A 15,449-nucleotide genomic window follows, 5' to 3' on the forward strand; every position below is an offset into this window, starting at 1 on the left:
TATGTAAAACCCCATGATATATTATTAAACGTGGCGCAGGGCAATACAGTCACACTGATCTGGTAACAATGGCAAAGAGGTCACACCCGTTCCCATGCCGAACACGGAAGTTAAGCTCTTTAGCGCTGATGGTAATTGGGGGGCAACCCCCTGTGAGAGTAGGACGTTGCCAGGTCATTCATAATATCGCGGGATAGAGCAGTCTGGTAGCTCGTCGGGCTCATAACCCGGAGTCGGAGGTTCAAATCCTCCTCCCGCAACCAATTATTTTCGACACTACGTCGAATTTTTTTCTTCCTTGCGAGAAAAAATTGTAGTGCCAATGGTGCAACCAATATACCCTCGACACTACGTCGATTTTTTTTGTTTCTTAGCGAGAAAGAATTCCGGTATCCAATGGAATGAAAATGTCATTCGACATCCAATCTTTAGTAAATTAAATAACCAACGACTCAGACAAACGGCAAATCGTTTGTTTTTTTATGCCTAAAAATACATCCATCTTCTTATTATGATAAAATAATGTTCGACATTGACAATAAGGAGATGCCCTAATGGACGAATTCGGGCTCATTAACAAAATACAACAATTAGAAAACGTGAACCACTCCTCAACAAAGGTTGGAATTGGTGATGATGCTGCAGTATTCACCCCAACGAGTGGTAAAGACATCGTCACTTGTGTAGACACGCTCACAGAAGGTGTCCATTTCACTCGAGAGACGATGAAACCGAGTGATATCGGTTATAAAGCACTTGCGGTTAATATTAGTGATATTGCTGCGATGGGAGCAATCCCAGTGTATTATCTCGTTACAATTGCAGTTCCTAAAGATTGGACCGATGATGAGATTCTAGACATCTATGAAGGAATGCAACAGCTCGCTCGTAATGAAAACGTGCAGTTAATCGGTGGCGATAGTGTCACGTCAAAAAAAGGTTTGTACCTTTCTGTGACTGTGATTGGCGAAGTGAACTGTGGAAGAGCGCGGTTGCGAAGTCATGCTGAAGTTGGCGATGTTGTCTTTGTTACAGGAGACCTCGGTGGTTCTGCAGCAGGTCTGCATCAGCTACTTGAAGGTGAGAATGTAGAAGAGCATTGGAAAGCTTCGCATCAGAAACCTGCAATGCACACGGCTTTGGCAAATGAAATTGCCCGTTTGCCGTGGAGAATTGCTCTTAACGATATTAGTGATGGTCTAGCAAGTGAAAGCTGGGAAATTGCAGAAAGTAGTCATGTTCAAATTGAATTGCTTGAAGAGAAAATACCACTTTCTGCTGGTCTGGTCGAACATTTTGGTCAACAAAAAGCGATTGAGATGGCTCTTACCGGTGGGGAAGACTTTCAATTGCTAGGCACTGTCGCTCGTGACAATTGGCAGCAGCTTCAAACAATAGCAAAGGAAATAGGAGAGCGAGTAACGAAAATTGGAACGGTCATTCATAAAGGCGAAGGTGTCTTTATGACGTCACAAGACCATACCACACTTCTTTCTCGTGATGGCTACAAGCATGGATGAAAGTAGGGAGAACCATGGCGGAATACGTAATTCATACAAAACATGTAGAGGAAACGATGTACATTGGTGAACAACTGGCAAAAGTAGCAATGCCTGGGGATGTATTTGCGTTAGACGGTGATCTAGGAGCAGGCAAAACTCATTTTAGCAAGGGCTTTGCCAAAGGTCTGCACGTTGAAGGAAATGTTAATTCACCAACGTTTACGATCATAAAGCAATATAAAGGACGCCTTCCGCTTTATCATATTGATGCATATCGCTTAGATGACGGTGAAGGTGAAGAGATTGGCCTATTTGATGTGATTGACGGCGAAGGGGTCTCAGTCATTGAGTGGGCATCAATCATTGAAGATGAGCTTCCAGACCATACCGTACGTATCTCGTTAACTAGAGTGAGTGATGAAGAGCGACAGCTTCAGTTTAAAGGCGTAGATGAGCGATTTGAACAGGTACTAAAGGAGTTTGGGCAATGATATTAGCAATGGACACGTCCACATACGTATTAGGGGTGGCAGTTGGAGATGATCAAACGGTTCGTGCGGAGTGGACGACGCATGAAAAGACCAATCATTCACTACGGTTAATGCCTGGCATTGACCTCGTGTTAAAAAGCGCTGGACTTAAGCCAAAGCAATTATCGACAATTGCAGTAACAACCGGACCGGGATCTTATACAGGAGTTCGAATTGGCGTATCGACAGCGAAAGCAATGGCAAGTTCACTTAACTTACCGCTCGTTGAAGTGTCTACACTTGAAACACTAGCTTCAAATGGCAAGTATCGCGAAGGTCTAGTTTGTTCTTTTATTGATGCAAGACGTGGGCAAGTGTATGCAGGGGTGTATGAAGTGAAAGATGAAGCATTGACTGTGTACAAAGAAGAGCGTCTACTTCTTTTGGAAGACTTGTTACAAGAACTGAAAAATGAAGAACGCTCGGTGTTGTTTTTGAGTTTGGATGTCGATCTACACCGCGAAACGCTTACACATGAACTTGGTGAGCATGCCATGTTTGGTGCAACCGGTGACAATCGGACAAAGCCAAGTGAAGTGTTACGGATTGCGAGTAAAAAGGAAGCAGCAACGAACGTAGATGCCGTGGTCCCAAGATATTTGCAACTGGCAGAAGCGGAGAAGAATATAAAGAAAGAGTCATCATCATGACAAATCCACAATCGTTGCCTCGAACTGTTCGTAAGATGCAATTGGATGATATTGTGAAAGTACTCATTGTAGAACGTGATGCTTTTACAATGCCTTGGTCAGAGCAAGCGTTTTTAAATGAACTCGGAAAAAATCCATTTGCAAATTACCAAGTCATCGAGACACACGGACAAATTGTTGGTTACGGTGGAATGTGGATTGTGATGTACGAAGCCCATATTACGAACTTCGCCATTCATTCGTCCTTTCGAGGGCATAGCTTTGGCAAGGAGCTGTTTCAAGCCATGTTAGATGAAGCTGTGAAGTACGGGGTTAAGAAAGTCACGTTAGAAGTACGCGTTAGCAATCACCGTGCTCAAAAGTTGTATCAGCATTTTGGATTTGTCAAAACAGGGCTTGAAGTTGGCTATTACACAGATACGAATGAAGATGCATACGTGATGACTTTGGAGATGTAGAAAGGACGATGCGGAGTGGGCAACAATCCGACAATTCTAGCCATTGAAACGAGCTGTGATGAAACGGCAGCTGCTGTTGTACGTGGTGGAAAAGAAATTATAAGTAACCAAGTGGCATCTCAAATTGCCATTCACGAACAATTTGGTGGGGTCGTACCAGAAGTTGCATCAAGGCATCATGTTCAGAACATGACAACGATTGTTAAAAAGACTTTAGAAGAAGCAGAACTCACCTATGCTGATCTCGATGCAATTGCTGTAACAGAAGGACCAGGGCTTGTTGGCGCTTTACTCGTCGGTGTCAATACGGCAAAGGCACTCGCTTATGCCAACGACTTGCCTTTGTTACCTGTTCATCATATTGCTGGGCACATTCACGCGGCAAATCTTGTCCAAACGATTGAGTACCCTGCGATGGCACTCGTCGTTTCAGGCGGTCATACGTCCCTCATTTATATGGAGAACGAAGGTGACTATGAAATTATAGGTGAAACACGAGATGATGCGGTCGGTGAGGCGTATGATAAAGTCGCTCGTACAATTGGATTGCCATACCCTGGAGGGCCGCAAATTGATAAATTGGCGCAAGAGGGTGAGGAATCGATTGAATTTCCACGCTCTTGGCTTGAAGAAGATAGCTATGATTTCAGCTTTAGTGGGCTTAAATCATCGGTATTAAACTACGTTCATAACCGAACACAACGTGGAGAAGACATGAATAAAGCAGATATAGCCGCGAGTTTTCAACGCAGTGTTGTTGATGTCCTCGTTGAACGTGCAGCTCGAGCGGTAATGTCGTACGATACGAAGCAACTGATTTTGACGGGTGGTGTCGCTGCCAATTCTGCAATTCGTGAAGCGATGGAAGTGAAGGTGAAGAAGATTGGCGTACAGTTAATTGTACCGCCACTATCACTTTGTACAGATAACGCAGCCATGATTGGTGCGGCTGCGCATGTAGAATGGAAAAAGAAAAATATCGCGGCACTCACGTTAAATGGTGTGCCGAACTTATCATTGCAAAAGAGGTAAGTCTTAGGACTTGCCTTTTTTAGCCTATTGGAAAAGGTTCTTTCTTTTTTTTAAAAGATAAAAAGTAGATCTACACGAAGAAGAGTTTGAAAAAGTTGTGATTACGTTAGACGTTCAAGAAGATGGGAAAGTCTATATTGAGCATGCATTTACGTTGCATGGAAATCATGAACAGGTGATCTATAACGTTCATGCTCAGGTTATCGTTATGGCTGGTCTAAAGTGGAGAACTACGAAAGGGTCAGCTTTTTAATTGCAGGACTTTTATGGTTTTACCCATTCTTTACGCTTGGATTTGTTGTTTTAAGTTATCTAGAAGACCATCAATTTAATTGGACTACCCTATTATTATTTGGTTATGCCATTGTGACGACGTGGTACATTTTTAAGCATGGCTCAGATTCCTCAGTGTACATCTCTTATTTAATCTTCACAGTGATTTATATTATGTCTTATGTTGATGCTTTGCATTATCCATTATTTGGATTGTTTATTGGTTTTGTATTTTTGTTTTGGCCTTCTTCTATTATTAGAAAGCCAAAGAAATCGAGTAGAACGTAAACGATAAAAAAACACAAACGGGTTTGTACCGTTTGTGTTTTTTACGTATAGATGTATTAGTAGCTGCGTCCGCCTAATTGCTGTTCAGCCATTTGAACGAGACGTTTTGTGATTTCTCCTCCAACTGAACCGTTAGAACGAGAAGTTGTGTCTGGTCCAAGTTGAACGTTGAATTCAGATGCGATTTCCGCTTTCATTTGGTCAATGGCTTGTTGAGCACCTTGAGCAACGAGTTGGTTGTTGTTTGCCATATGTATCACCTCCATGGTCGTAGTGTATGGTGAAATAGCAAAAATCACTCGCACCAATTTATGGTAAGATCAAGTCGCCTTTGTGAAGGTTAAGAAAAGGAATTCTTCTTTCGTTAAAGAATTGTAACTGTAACGATCTTTCAGAAGGAGGAAGCAATGGTGACTCATCATGATTTTCAGGCTGTAAACGCGTTGAAACAGAATACGAACTTTTCTGGTTCCATTCTAGTTCAGCAACATGAAAAAACACTCTTTTATGCTGATCACGGGTATGCGAACCGTGCTGAATGCATCCCCAATCATCGAGAAACGAAGTATGGGATTGCGTCGGGGTGTAAAATGTTCACAGCAATTGCGATTTGTATGCTCATTGAGCGAGGGGAGTTAACGTTTGAGACGAAGATTAAAAAATACTTAGACAAAGTTGCACCCCATGTAAGTGATGAGATTACGGTGCATCATCTATTAACACATACATCAGGTATTGCTGATTATTTTGATGAAGATGAGATGGATGATTTTGAGGAATTATGGGTGACAAACCCGATGTATCGGTTAAGGACCGTCGAGAGCTTTTTACCTCTTTTTATAGACCAGCCAATGAAATACCCTGTTGGGGAGCGGTTTCACTATAACAATGCTGGTTATATTCTTCTTGGATGGCTGATTGAGCAGATTAGTAAAAAAACGTTTGTTGAATTTGTCCAAGAGGAAATTTTCGCTAACGTAGGCATGAACAATTCGGGTTACTTTGAGCTCGATCGTTTGCCACCATCGACAGCTAGTGGATACATTAATTTGCCTGATGGAGGCTATAAAACAAACATCTATTCAGTTCCAGCTAAAGGAGGCGCAGATGGCGGGGCTTATGTCACTGTTGATGATGTAGCGAAAATTTGGTTCAAAGTAATGCAAGAGGAATTGTTAAGTAAATCAATGACTGAGAAGTTACTCAAGGTTCATGTACAAGGTGACGAAGACGATTACGGATATGGCGTGTGGATTCATCAAAGTGAGAAGGAAATCGTTCGTTATCATTTAATGGGGTACGACCCAGGTGTGAGTTTTCATACGGCATATTACCCAGAAAATGAGACTGTAGTTGTTGTCTGTTCGAATCAGTCGGAAGGGGCGTATGAGATTATGGAAGCCATTGAGGATGTGATTGGTAAGAGGTAGCTAGCCATTTTCCAACAATATGCGCTGGTTTTTCTCAATAAAAAGGAAGCGACCTAAAGCGGTCGCTTCCTTTTATGTTCCGTTATTGGCTAGCTACTTCAGTCGACGGTTGTCTGAGTGAAATAAAGGCAAACGCTAACGCAACGAGAACGAGCATAGCACCAAACATCGGTAGCGTATAGATTGAACCGGTGAATGTTAACACGAGACCACCGATAAAAGAACCCATTGCAATTCCAAGTTGAAGCGCAGACGTATTTAAGCTCTGCTGAATATCTGACGTCTCAGGTGCAGATTGGATAAGGTAGTTTTGCATTGCTGGTGTTAACGCCCAGCTTAGTCCACCCCAAAGTGCTGCAAAGAGTAAGAAGACGACAAGATATCCAGTTAGTGCAGGGAGTAACAATAACACGATCGCAAACGCAGAAACAACGGTTAAAATGGAACGTTTAGAGCCTAACTTATCGCTCATAATTCCTCCAAATGCGTTCCCGCCAATGGATGCAACACCGATAATGAAGTACGCCACACTGACCCATAAAGGTTCTAGGCCGAAGGCTTCTTCTAAAAACGGTGTAAAGTACGCGTAAACGACATAGTGACCAGCTAGCATAAAGAGCGTCACTAAATGTGCCGTACTAATCTTCACAGATGCGAGTGATTTTATTTGGTCACGTAAAGGGACCACCTTCTCCACTGGCATCTTCTCAAGTAATAAACTAATAAGAAGAAAAGATAAAAACGATAACAATGCAATTCCGAGGAAGACCGTTCTCCACCCGAATGCTTCAGTCAGAAAGATTCCGACAGGTACACCAAGAACAAGGGATGAGCTAATACCCATAAAGACAAGCCCAATCGCTTTGGCGCGGTGTTCAGGTTTGACAATTTTAGCTGTAATCGTCAGTGATAAGACAACAACGAGTGCTGTACTCATCGCTGTGATCACTCGAGCGATCATGACGAGCGCAAATGAAGTACTAAAGAATGTCATAATATTTCCAAGCGTGAAAATGACAAGCGCCCATAAATACAGTTTCTTACGCTCCACTTTCGCGGTCATTGAGATGAGCACAGGTGCGCTAATTGCATAAACGAGCGCGAATACAGTAATGAGTTGACCTGCTGATGCAATTGTAATCCCAAGGTCGTCAGCGATGACAGGTAAAATACCACCAACGATCAGTTCGACGAGACCAACAGAAAATGCAGCAGCGGCGAGAATGTAAACTCTCCAATTCATCTAAATCCATCCTTTACAAAAGAAATTCGCCTGTCATTTTGTAAACGGATTTTGGGCATAAAAAATCCTGATTACAAAAATGAAATGCGTAACATTTTTGTAATCAGGAATTATCGGTTCCTGGTAGAGACCCTCAAACCATATTATTGAGGTTATACAACAGTGATGAATTCTAGCATGAAACGATTAGGTCTGCAACTCTTGCCATTCATCTAGAAGTTGCTCAATCATTTTCTCATTCCGTTCGAGCTCGTTTTGAACGTCAGTCGCTTTTGCGTAGTCTTCATAAACATCAGGTTGTAGCAATTCTGCTTGTAACGCTTCATTCCGCTCTTCGAGTGTTTCAACTTCTGCTTCAAGGGCATCGATGCGACGCTTTCGCTTACGTGCTTCTTTTTTGTCTTCTTTTCCTTGGATAAAGTCTTGTTTGGCGACTTGAGAAGAATTACTTTCGGTCGTTATAGGTGTATGTTCTTCTTGTTCAAGTTCTAATAGATGTACTCGTTCTTCTTCTTCCGTCTTTTTCTCAATATAATAATCGTAGTTGCCGAGGTATTCATCGAGCTGACCGTCCTGAAACTCGAGTGTACGTGTTGAGAGTCGGTTTAAGAAATAACGGTCGTGCGAGACGAAGATCATCGTTCCAGGATAATCAAGCAAGGCTTCCTCAAGTACTTCTTTACTATCTAAATCGAGATGGTTTGTTGGTTCATCGAACAGCAGCAAGTTTGCTTCTTTCATCATGAGCTTGGAAAGAACGAGTCGAGCTTTTTCGCCACCGCTCAAGTTTTGACAGGCTTTAAGACTTCATCACCTGTAAAAAGAAAACGCCCGAGTACCGTGCGAATATCCCGTTCATAGACGTGAGGGTATTCATCCCACAACTCTTGTAAAACGGTTTTCTTAGAGTTGAGATCGGACTGTTCTTGGTCATAATACCCGACGGTTACTTTACTGCCGAGCATAATCTCGCCTTCTGTCGGTTGAAAGCGACCACCCAACAGTTTGAGTAGTGTTGATTTTCCTGTTCCGTTTGGACCGATAAACGCGACACTCTCACCACGACTGACAGCGAGTTGCAGTTGGTTAAGAATTGGCTTATCACCGTATGAGAAAGAAAGATCTTTCGCACGAATGACATCGTTTCCGCTCTTCTCCTTAATCGAAAAGGCGATCGTTGCACTTTTTTGATCAGATTGAGGTGCGTGAATACGGTCCATCGTTTCTAGTTTACGCCGACGACTTTGTGCTCGTTTCGTCGTAGATGCTCGAGCGAGGTTCTTTTGAACGAATGTCTCAAGCTTTTCAATTTCACCTTGTTGCTTTTCGTAGGCTTTTTGTTGAAGGTCCGCTTGTTTATCGCGTTCGATGAGAAAGTCTGTATAGTTCCCGTGGTACACGTTTGCCTTCGTATGCACGACTTCGTAAACTTTCGTCACGATACGGTCGAGAAAGTAACGGTCATGGGATACAACGAGCACAGCTCCATCATAACCATTTAAGAAGTTCTCAAGCCACGTCAGCGTCTTAATATCCAAGTGGTTGGTCGGCTCATCAAGAATGAGCAAATCAGGCTTAGTGAGAAGTAATTTCGCAAGTGCAAGTCTCGTTTTCTGACCACCACTAAGACTTTGAATTGGTTCATCGTAGCTAAAAGAATCAAAGTTAAGACCTGCTAAAATACTACGAATATCAGCTTCATAGCGAAAGCCACCCGAAGATTGAAATTCTTCTTGTTTCGCATCATAAAGTTTCATAATGTCGTCGTACTTGGTCTGGTTTGAATAGACTGCAGGATCAGCGATTTGTTCTTCAAGAGAACGCAGCTCTTTCTCAAGTTGAATGGTCCCTTCAAACACCGAAAGCATTTCGTCCCAAATGCTTTTTGAAGAGTTCATCCCTGTATCTTGTGCGAGAAAGCCGAGTGAGACTGCTTTTGGAATGATCACGTCTCCGTGATCATAGGAAAGTTCCCCTGTAATAATCTTTAATAGTGTTGTTTTTCCGCTACCATTTCTTCCAACGAGTGCGACACGTTCTCCACTTTTGATTTCTAACTTTATATCTTGTAGGATGGTGTCCACACCAAAGGATTTGGTCACGCGATCACATTGTAATAGAATCAATTGTCTCATTCCTTAGACAGAAGTTGCTAAGTTAAAGGTATAAGACATTCCTAGTCTGGTCAAGCCTGAATGATACCAAAGGAAGCGGTCCCTTTTGAATCGTGCTATAATGAAGCATGAGAGTATGAAAGGAAAGGGCATGCCTATGGACGATCAACAGAAAATACCACAAGCTACTGCGAAACGCTTGCCTCTTTATTTTCGATACCTCGAGAATTTGCATGCAGCTGGAAAGCTTCGGGTGTCCTCAACTGAGCTAAGTGAGGCCGTGAAAATTGATTCTGCAACGATTCGACGTGATTTTTCCTATTTTGGAGCACTCGGTCGTAAAGGATATGGCTACGATGTTCAATATTTGTTGTCATTTTTTCGCAAAACACTCGATCAAGATGAGACAACTCATGTTATATTAATTGGGGTCGGGAATTTAGGCAAAGCATTACTCAATTACAATTTTGCAAAAAATAATAGCACGCAAATTGTGTGTGCCTTTGATGTAGACCGTCAGCTCGTTGGACAGAGTATTGGCGGTGTGAAGATCGATCATATGGATGAGCTAGAACGTGAGATTGATGACCGTGTTCGTGCAGCAATTATTACGGTTCCTTCAACGACTGCTCAAGTCGTAGCAGACCGACTAGCACAAACGGGAATCCAAGGGATATTGAACTTTACTCCAACACGCCTTAGCGTGCCGGAACACATTCGTGTTCATCATATTGATTTGTCAATCGAGTTACAATCACTCGTATATTTCCTTAAGCATTATCCACTTTCGTAAATAAGGAGTGAAGTCACCATGAATATTGGATTTGGAAGTATTATCGTCATTCTCATCGCCGCATTCCTCGTCTTTGGACCGAATAAGCTACCAGAAGTCGGCAGAGCAACAGGAAGTGCAGTTCGGGAATTTAAGAAAGCAACACAAAACATCTTAAATGAGAAGAATAACAACGAAAAGTAAAGCAAACGCTTTTCACATAAAGAAGGACGGGTGTAGATGAAGAACCAACGAGACATGCCTTTTCTCGCCCATTTTGAAGAATTAAGAAAACGCGTGATTACTACCGCGATCTTTTTAGTGATCGGTATGATCGGTGGTTTCTTAATGGCTCCGACCGTCATCGAATACTTACAAAGCATTCCACAAGCACAAGACTTTCCGATGAACGCATTTCAATTAACTGATCCGTTGCAAGTGTATATTAACTTTGCATTTGTTATTGGTCTCATAATTATTGTTCCAGTCATTCTTTACCAAACGTGGGCCTTTATTGCCCCAGGACTTGGAGAGAAGGAACGGAAAGTCACGTTATCGTATATTCCATTTGCGATTATCTTGTTCCTCGGTGGAATTGCGTTTGCTTATTATATTCTTGTTCCTTATTTGTTAGAGTTTCTAGCGAATATTGGGGAAACGTTGAATATTACAGAGCAATACGGGATCAAGGAATATTTCTCATTTTTGTTCCGCTTAACAATTCCGTTCGGATTTTTGTTCCAACTGCCTGTTCTAATTATGTTTTTAACGAGACTCGGACTGATCACTCCGATGTTTCTCCATAAAATCCGAAAGTACGCGTACTTTGGCTTGCTCGTCATCGCAGCCTTTATTACGCCGCCAGAACTCGTTTCGCACATTATGGTCACTGTACCGTTACTTCTTCTTTACGAACTGAGCTTAGTCATCTCACGAGCTGTCTATCGCAAGCGTTTGAAGGAAGAGGCTGAAGCACAACGAGAAATGGCAGACAACTATACAGAGTAAACCCCGAAGCGTCAGTTGACGCCTTGGGGTTTTTTTGATTTAAAAAGGGAACGATCGTAGCCAAGATCCAACACGACGTGTTGCTCGATCATATCACCTAGACAAAAAACCCCGCACAAAGAACACGTCTTTTGTGCGGGGGGCTGTACTAGTGCGATGAAGTCTTGGAACGCATTCGTTTGACGTGATGCCACGTAAGCATGTAATCCACTGCAGCGATTGCAATGAACATGAACGCAATGAAATCCCAACCTTCCATCTGTACGTGTAAAATGGCGAACAAGACAAACAAATTTGCTGCGAAAAAATAAAGGAAGCTTAAGATTGCTGGCGAAACTCTCATAGGAACAATCCTAGCCAGCCTGTAATGAGTTGTGTCGTCTGCTCCATTTGTTCCATCATGTCAAGGACGTCATATCCGAGGTATTCTAAGAGAATCGGAACAGCTGCCCAGGCGTTCATTAAGCAGTGTGCAATAATCGGAACGATAATGCGATTGGACTTTACGTACACGTATGCAAATGCAAAACCAGCACCTGCGTAGACGAGGATGTTCGAGAATTCCATATGGACGACAGAAAATGCTAGTGAGCTAAGCGCAGCTGCAAAGAAAAAGTTCATATGCTTGTACAGCTTACCGAAGATAACTTGTCGGAAAAGAATTTCTTCCATAATCGGTCCGAAGACGACGACCGCAAGTAGCATAATCGGGAATGAATTCATCATGTCTAATAACATGGCTGTGTTTTCTGATCCGGCAGGGACGCCGAATAACGCCGACTGAATAAGGAACGCGACTTGTTGACCGACAATGGCAAGGAGAACACCGAGAAAGATCAATCCGATTGTAACGCCTACACCGGAACGCGGACGATCTGCGCGCATAAGTGGATTGGCATTGCGGATTAAGAACAGCATAACAATGGCCCCTAGAGCGAATGCGAGAACGATCGAATACACGAATGATTCGCCTGGTTCCATCCCCATTAAGGCAAAAATAATCGCGAAGCCAACACTACCAAACTGTGCAACTAAAAATGTCACACCGATTAACCAATATCGTAAGGTGTAGCTCAAGGTCAAAACCCCTTTGATGTCATTCTTTAGATCAGTATGTGAAAGTTTATGAACTTCTATCAATCATATTGTAGCATGGTGAAGAAGATGTTGTCCGATTCCAAAAATCATAAAAAATAATCATTAAGGGGCTTGCAAAATTTAGGCGAAACTTTTATCATAGAAACTGGAATTAGCACTCGGCTAATGTGAGTGCTAATAACGTAATGATAGTAGCTGTTGTCAGAACAAGTTACTTACCACATAACCCAAAGGAGGTTGTTTTCCTTGTTAAAACCATTAGGTGATCGTATTGTTATTGAACTAATTGAGCAAGAAGAACAAACAGCGAGCGGAATCGTTCTACCAGATTCTGCAAAGGAAAAGCCGCAAGAAGGTAAAGTAGTTGCTGTCGGTACTGGCCGAGTAACTGAAAATGGTGAGAAAGTAGCGCCAGAAGTAAGCGCAGGCGACTCTATTATCTTTTCTAAATACGCAGGTACAGAAGTGAAGCACGGAGACAGTGAATACTTGATCTTACGTGAAAGTGATATTCTTGCCATCATTGGCTAAATACAGATTATTGTAGGCGTAACACCTACTCATTTTAATTCTTAGGAGGTTGCTATTATGGCTAAAGATATTCGTTATAGTGAAGATGCACGTCGCGCAATGCTAAGCGGTGTTGACAAACTAGCTAACACAGTAAAAGTAACGCTAGGACCTAAAGGTCGTAACGTCGTTCTTGAGAAGAAGTTCGGTTCACCACTCATTACAAATGACGGTGTAACAATTGCTAAAGAAATCGAACTTGAAGACAACTTTGAGAACATGGGTGCTCAACTCGTATCTGAAGTTGCAAGCAAGACGAACGACATCGCAGGTGATGGTACAACAACTGCGACAGTTCTTGCACAAGCGATGATTCAAGAAGGACTTAAAAACGTAACGTCTGGTGCAAACCCGATGGGCGTTCGCCGTGGAATTGAGAAAGCAACAGCAGTAGCTGTTGAAGAACTTCAAAAGATCTCTCGCGAGATTGAAGGCCGCGATTCCATTAAGCAAGTTGCTTCTGTATCAGCAAACGACGAAGAAGTAGGCGAATTCATTGCTGAAGCAATGAGCCGCGTTGGTAACGACGGTGTTATCACAGTTGAAGAATCTAAAGGATTTACAACTGAACTTGAAGTCGTTGAAGGTATGCAATTCGATCGTGGATACGCATCTCCTTACATGGTAACAGACAACGAGAAAATGGAAGCGGAACTTGAGAACCCTTACGTTCTTATTACAGATAAGAAGATCTCAAACATCCAAGAAGTCCTTCCAGTTCTTGAGCAAGTTGTTCAACAAAATCGCCCAATCCTCATCATCGCTGAAGATGTTGAAGGTGAAGCACTTGCGACACTCGTGTTGAACAAACTTCGTGGAACATTCAACGCTGTTGCTGTTAAAGCTCCTGGCTTTGGTGACCGCCGTAAAGCAATGCTTGAAGACATTGCAATCCTTACTGGTGGTACGGTTCTTACAGAAGATCTAGGACATGATCTTAAGTCTGCAACGATTGATCAACTCGGTCGCGCATCGAAGATCGTCGTTACAAAAGACAACACGACAGTGGTTGAAGGTGCTGGACAACCAGACCAAATTACTGGCCGTGTAAACCAAATCAAATCACAAGTTGAAGAAACAACATCTGAATTTGATCGTGAGAAACTTCAAGAGCGTCTTGCGAAGCTTTCAGGTGGTGTAGCAGTTCTTAAAGTTGGTGCTGCTTCTGAAACTGAAATGAAAGAGCGTAAACTCCGCATTGAAGATGCCTTGAACTCAACACGTGCAGCGGTTGAAGAAGGTATGGTTTCTGGTGGTGGAACAGCGTTCGTTAACGTTTACAACTCAGTAAAAGCAGTTGAAGCAACAGGTGATGAAGCAACAGGTGTGAACATCGTTCTTCACGCACTACAAGCACCAGTTCGTCAAATCGCTCATAACGCAGGTCTTGAAGGATCCGTAATCGTTGAGCGCCTTAAAGGAGAAGAAATTGGTGTTGGTTACAACGCAGCAACTGATGAGTGGGTAAACATGTTCGAAGCAGGAATTGTTGACCCAACAAAAGTTACGCGTTCAGCACTACAAAATGCAGCTTCTGTATCTGCATTATTCCTAACTACTGAAGCAGTTGTTGCTGATCTTCCAGACGAAGATGGCGGCGCTGGTATGCCTGATATGGGCGGAATGGGTGGAATGCCAGGAATGATGTAATTCCTGCATACCCTGATCTAGCAACGGTTTGCTTGCCCACAAGCCTTGTGCGATCTACTTTTATATGTCACATTCCAGACCTCCTCACACCGCGTGAGGGGGTTTTTAATATAGGTGGTGAACAACATGGATCTCTATCAAAATTACAGAGAACTAAGCCAAATTGAAAAAGGAAACTATCGCATTCAATATGTTGCTAGACCCACGATGTTCATTGCTCCACACGGGGGAGGAATTGAACCAGGTACAAGTGAACTTGCGATGTACACAGCCAATGTAACTGGTGGGGGCTATTACGTATTTGAAGGTTTGAAGCGTAAAAACAATGAAACGTTGCATCTGACGTCGACAAATTTTGATGAACCAATTGCTGTGAACGTAGTGAAGCGTTCTATGGTAACGGTCGCTTTTCATGGCTTAGACGGGAATGAACGAGTGACTTGGGTAGGGGGAAAAGATACTGCACTAGCAAAAAAAATTGCATCTGAACTTAAACGCCAAGGATTTTCTGTTAATTGGGCACGGGATCGCCTTAAAGGCACGTCTCCGTTAAACATTGTGAATCGAAATCAACAAGGGCAAGGTGTACAACTGGAAGTGAGTTTGGGGGAGCGTCGGTCGTTTTTCACAGACTTTACATTAAGAGGAAGAGGACGTTCAATCACGCCCCGTTTTCTTCAATACGTAGCTGCCATTCAAAAAGCCATCAAAGATCAGTAATAAGACGAAAGCAATATTGCTGATCTCTGTAACAATGGTCTATACGATAAATGAGACGTAAGATTCACTAAGACCAAAGTTAATATAATCATACTATTAAAATTAAACATA

At 42.6% G+C, this 15,449-nt stretch carries 17 protein-coding genes, 1 tRNA gene, 1 rRNA gene, 1 pseudogene and 1 riboswitch; of the genes and pseudogenes, 15 read left to right on the plus strand and 5 right to left on the minus strand.

The features are described from left to right. Positions 1-58 precede the first annotated feature (58 nt). From rrf to JCM19038_RS23000, 8 genes are all read left to right on the plus strand, one after another. Positions 59-175: ribosomal RNA gene (gene rrf / locus JCM19038_RS18520) — 5S ribosomal RNA — on the plus strand. Positions 176-187: 12 nt separating this feature from the next. After that, positions 188-263 (plus strand) — tRNA-Met (locus JCM19038_RS18525). 291 nt (positions 264-554) lie between these two features. Next, a complete protein-coding gene (gene thiL, locus JCM19038_RS18530) occupies positions 555-1,520 on the plus strand; it encodes a thiamine-phosphate kinase (protein ID WP_042420764.1) in 966 nt (321 codons plus the stop codon). A 14-nt stretch (positions 1,521-1,534) separates the two neighbouring features. After that, entirely contained in the window at positions 1,535-1,993 is a 459-nt protein-coding gene (gene tsaE / locus JCM19038_RS18535; RefSeq protein WP_042420765.1) for a tRNA (adenosine(37)-N6)-threonylcarbamoyltransferase complex ATPase subunit type 1 TsaE, read from the plus strand. Then, positions 1,990-2,682, plus strand: coding sequence for a tRNA (adenosine(37)-N6)-threonylcarbamoyltransferase complex dimerization subunit type 1 TsaB (tsaB, locus tag JCM19038_RS18540; protein ID WP_042420767.1), 693 nt, complete (start codon positions 1,990-1,992; stop codon positions 2,680-2,682). The genes tsaE and tsaB overlap by 4 nt, the downstream gene beginning before the upstream one ends. Next, positions 2,679-3,140: a ribosomal protein S18-alanine N-acetyltransferase gene (gene rimI / locus JCM19038_RS18545; RefSeq protein WP_042420769.1), complete on the plus strand. Its 462-nt coding sequence runs from the start codon at positions 2,679-2,681 to the stop codon at positions 3,138-3,140. Before tsaB ends, rimI begins: the two co-directional genes overlap by 4 nt. 15 nt (positions 3,141-3,155) lie before the next feature. Next, positions 3,156-4,172 carry a tRNA (adenosine(37)-N6)-threonylcarbamoyltransferase complex transferase subunit TsaD gene (gene tsaD, locus JCM19038_RS18550; protein ID WP_042420771.1) on the plus strand — a complete coding sequence of 339 codons (1,017 nt, stop codon included), beginning with the start codon at positions 3,156-3,158 and terminating at the stop codon, positions 4,170-4,172. Positions 4,173-4,269: 97 nt separating this feature from the next. After that, positions 4,270-4,425 (plus strand): hypothetical protein, encoded by a 156-nt coding sequence (locus JCM19038_RS23000; protein ID WP_193745167.1) that lies wholly within the window; start codon positions 4,270-4,272, stop codon positions 4,423-4,425. Between the two features lie 364 nt (positions 4,426-4,789). Here JCM19038_RS23000 and JCM19038_RS18560 read toward each other — a convergent pair whose 3' ends face one another. Beyond that, entirely contained in the window at positions 4,790-4,984 is a 195-nt protein-coding gene (locus tag JCM19038_RS18560) for an alpha/beta-type small acid-soluble spore protein (RefSeq protein ID WP_042360907.1), read from the minus strand. Between the two features lie 156 nt (positions 4,985-5,140). Here JCM19038_RS18560 and JCM19038_RS18565 point away from each other — a divergent pair, with 156 nt between their 5' ends. Beyond that, a complete protein-coding gene (locus JCM19038_RS18565; protein ID WP_042420775.1) occupies positions 5,141-6,163 on the plus strand; it encodes a serine hydrolase in 1,023 nt (340 codons plus the stop codon). Positions 6,164-6,245: 82 nt separating this feature from the next. Here JCM19038_RS18565 and JCM19038_RS18570 read toward each other — a convergent pair whose 3' ends face one another. Beyond that, positions 6,246-7,406, minus strand: coding sequence for an MFS transporter (locus JCM19038_RS18570; protein WP_042360908.1), 1,161 nt, complete (start codon positions 7,404-7,406; stop codon positions 6,246-6,248). Between the two features lie 80 nt (positions 7,407-7,486). Continuing rightward, positions 7,487-7,586: riboswitch (purine riboswitch) on the minus strand. A gap of 6 nt (positions 7,587-7,592) precedes the next feature. Next, positions 7,593-9,532, minus strand: a pseudogene (locus JCM19038_RS18575) (ABC-F family ATP-binding cassette domain-containing protein). 145 nt (positions 9,533-9,677) lie between these two features. Here JCM19038_RS18575 and JCM19038_RS18580 point away from each other — a divergent pair. Genes JCM19038_RS18580 through tatC form a run of 3 tightly spaced genes read left to right on the plus strand, consistent with a single transcriptional unit; the run spans position 9,678 to position 11,300 of the window. Continuing rightward, positions 9,678-10,313 (plus strand): redox-sensing transcriptional repressor Rex, encoded by a 636-nt coding sequence (locus tag JCM19038_RS18580; protein WP_042420817.1) that lies wholly within the window; start codon positions 9,678-9,680, stop codon positions 10,311-10,313. Positions 10,314-10,331: 18 nt separating this feature from the next. After that, a complete protein-coding gene (locus JCM19038_RS22070) occupies positions 10,332-10,496 on the plus strand; it encodes a twin-arginine translocase TatA/TatE family subunit (RefSeq protein ID WP_081831901.1) in 165 nt (54 codons plus the stop codon). 36 nt (positions 10,497-10,532) lie between these two features. Further along, positions 10,533-11,300 carry a twin-arginine translocase subunit TatC gene (gene tatC / locus JCM19038_RS18585; protein ID WP_042420778.1) on the plus strand — a complete coding sequence of 256 codons (768 nt, stop codon included), beginning with the start codon at positions 10,533-10,535 and terminating at the stop codon, positions 11,298-11,300. Between the two features lie 148 nt (positions 11,301-11,448). Here the strand turns inward: tatC and JCM19038_RS18590 are convergent, their stop codons facing one another. Then, entirely contained in the window at positions 11,449-11,643 is a 195-nt protein-coding gene (locus tag JCM19038_RS18590) for a DUF4305 domain-containing protein (protein ID WP_042420779.1), read from the minus strand. Further along, positions 11,640-12,377, minus strand: a complete 738-nt coding sequence (locus JCM19038_RS18595; RefSeq protein ID WP_042420781.1) for a CPBP family intramembrane glutamic endopeptidase — start codon at positions 12,375-12,377, stop codon at positions 11,640-11,642. The genes JCM19038_RS18590 and JCM19038_RS18595 overlap by 4 nt, the downstream gene beginning before the upstream one ends. Positions 12,378-12,644: 267 nt before the next feature. Between JCM19038_RS18595 and groES the strand changes: the two genes are divergently transcribed. From groES to JCM19038_RS18610, 3 genes are all read left to right on the plus strand, one after another. Further along, a complete protein-coding gene (groES, locus tag JCM19038_RS18600; protein WP_042360911.1) occupies positions 12,645-12,929 on the plus strand; it encodes a co-chaperone GroES in 285 nt (94 codons plus the stop codon). A gap of 57 nt (positions 12,930-12,986) precedes the next feature. Continuing rightward, the gene (gene groL / locus JCM19038_RS18605; protein ID WP_042360912.1) at positions 12,987-14,618 is read left to right on the plus strand and encodes a chaperonin GroEL; all 1,632 of its coding nucleotides are present in this window, start codon (positions 12,987-12,989) and stop codon (positions 14,616-14,618) included. Positions 14,619-14,744: 126 nt separating this feature from the next. Further along, complete coding sequence (locus tag JCM19038_RS18610) at positions 14,745-15,338, plus strand: poly-gamma-glutamate hydrolase family protein (RefSeq protein WP_042420783.1); 594 nt, start codon at positions 14,745-14,747, stop codon at positions 15,336-15,338. Positions 15,339-15,449 lie beyond the last annotated feature (111 nt).

The organism is Geomicrobium sp. JCM 19038, from assembly GCF_000698125.1.
Classification (GTDB): domain Bacteria; phylum Bacillota; class Bacilli; order Bacillales; family Marinococcaceae; genus Geomicrobium_A.

What these genes read in the sequence shown, in the direction of transcription:
- thiL (WP_042420764.1), top strand. Translation starts at nt 555, where the DNA reads ATGGACGAATTCGGGCTCATTAACAAAATACAACAATTAGAAAACGTG.
- tsaE (WP_042420765.1), top strand. Translation starts at nt 1,535, where the DNA reads ATGGCGGAATACGTAATTCATACAAAACATGTAGAGGAAACGATGTAC.
- tsaB (WP_042420767.1), top strand. Translation starts at nt 1,990, where the DNA reads ATGATATTAGCAATGGACACGTCCACATACGTATTAGGGGTGGCAGTT.
- rimI (WP_042420769.1), top strand. Translation starts at nt 2,679, where the DNA reads ATGACAAATCCACAATCGTTGCCTCGAACTGTTCGTAAGATGCAATTG.
- JCM19038_RS18560 (WP_042360907.1), bottom strand. Translation starts at nt 4,984, where the DNA reads ATGGCAAACAACAACCAACTCGTTGCTCAAGGTGCTCAACAAGCCATT.
- JCM19038_RS18565 (WP_042420775.1), top strand. Translation starts at nt 5,141, where the DNA reads ATGGTGACTCATCATGATTTTCAGGCTGTAAACGCGTTGAAACAGAAT.
- JCM19038_RS18570 (WP_042360908.1), bottom strand. Translation starts at nt 7,406, where the DNA reads ATGAATTGGAGAGTTTACATTCTCGCCGCTGCTGCATTTTCTGTTGGT.
- JCM19038_RS18580 (WP_042420817.1), top strand. Translation starts at nt 9,678, where the DNA reads ATGGACGATCAACAGAAAATACCACAAGCTACTGCGAAACGCTTGCCT.
- JCM19038_RS22070 (WP_081831901.1), top strand. Translation starts at nt 10,332, where the DNA reads ATGAATATTGGATTTGGAAGTATTATCGTCATTCTCATCGCCGCATTC.
- tatC (WP_042420778.1), top strand. Translation starts at nt 10,533, where the DNA reads ATGAAGAACCAACGAGACATGCCTTTTCTCGCCCATTTTGAAGAATTA.
- JCM19038_RS18590 (WP_042420779.1), bottom strand. Translation starts at nt 11,643, where the DNA reads ATGAGAGTTTCGCCAGCAATCTTAAGCTTCCTTTATTTTTTCGCAGCA.
- groL (WP_042360912.1), top strand. Translation starts at nt 12,987, where the DNA reads ATGGCTAAAGATATTCGTTATAGTGAAGATGCACGTCGCGCAATGCTA.
- JCM19038_RS18610 (WP_042420783.1), top strand. Translation starts at nt 14,745, where the DNA reads ATGGATCTCTATCAAAATTACAGAGAACTAAGCCAAATTGAAAAAGGA.